Origin of the sequence: Pleomorphovibrio marinus, assembly GCF_003347495.1 — a bacterium.
Taxonomy (GTDB): domain Bacteria; phylum Bacteroidota; class Bacteroidia; order Cytophagales; family Cyclobacteriaceae; genus Pleomorphovibrio; species Pleomorphovibrio marinus.
Map to the genome: position 1 here is coordinate 1 of NZ_QCXY01000043.1, position 758 is coordinate 758.

General features: G+C 43.9%; 1 protein-coding gene. It reads right to left on the bottom strand.

Features of this window, described 5'->3' with window-relative positions; all coding sequences use genetic code 11:
* Positions 1-216: 216 nt before the first annotated feature.
* The gene (locus DB520_RS26280) at positions 217-471 is read right to left on the bottom strand and encodes a hypothetical protein (RefSeq protein WP_157972281.1); all 255 of its coding nucleotides are present in this window, start codon (positions 469-471) and stop codon (positions 217-219) included.
* Between the last annotated feature and the right edge of the window lie 287 nt (positions 472-758).

The following is a 758-nucleotide window of genomic DNA, read 5'->3' on the forward strand; positions in this document are numbered from 1 at the left end:
AGTGCCTCCTCTGTGTCCTTAGTGACAAAAACCTTTCGAAGCGAAAACCAACATTTCGCCTATAAACAAGTCTCTTAGTCTCCAAGTCCCTTCGTCTCCCGGTCTTAAAAGGTACCAAAAGAACCTTCGCGTTCTTTGTGCCTCCTTTGTGTCCTTAGTGACAAAAACCTTCCGAAGCGAATCCAACTTTTCGCCTGAAAACAAGTCTCCAAGTCCCTAAGTCTCTTCGTCTCTAAGTCTCTCCATATCGAGTATGTTATGGCTATAATTACCCTTTAAGCTGCTATTGATAGCTTTTTCTCTTCTTGCTTCTTTACTTTTTGGCTTGACCCAAAAAGTAACAAAAAAGTCAAGCCAGAAATAAGCTTCCTCACGCACAAGCCAGCCGCACCCCCGCATTTCTGGCAGCCCACCACTAGCGGAAATGATGATTTTTCTACCATTCAATGGTGGGGCCTCTTCAAAAAACATTGTCTATACTGATCTTGGGTGACTGGCAGGTGCGGTATTGCTTTTATCGCTTAAAGCAACTAATTTCTCGCAAAAAAATGCTCCTCTAAGCTATTTCTTGCACCACCCAAAAGACCACGACAGTGGTCAAACCTCTCAATAGCCTTGTGCTTCAGCTGTCTCTCCGTCTTCGAAACAGCCCAAATCCAAAAGAACCTTCGCGCCCTCTGTGTCTCCTTTGTGTTCTTAGTGACAAAAACCTTCCGAAGCGAAAACCATTTAGAATCAAACGAAAAAAACCTTCGTGC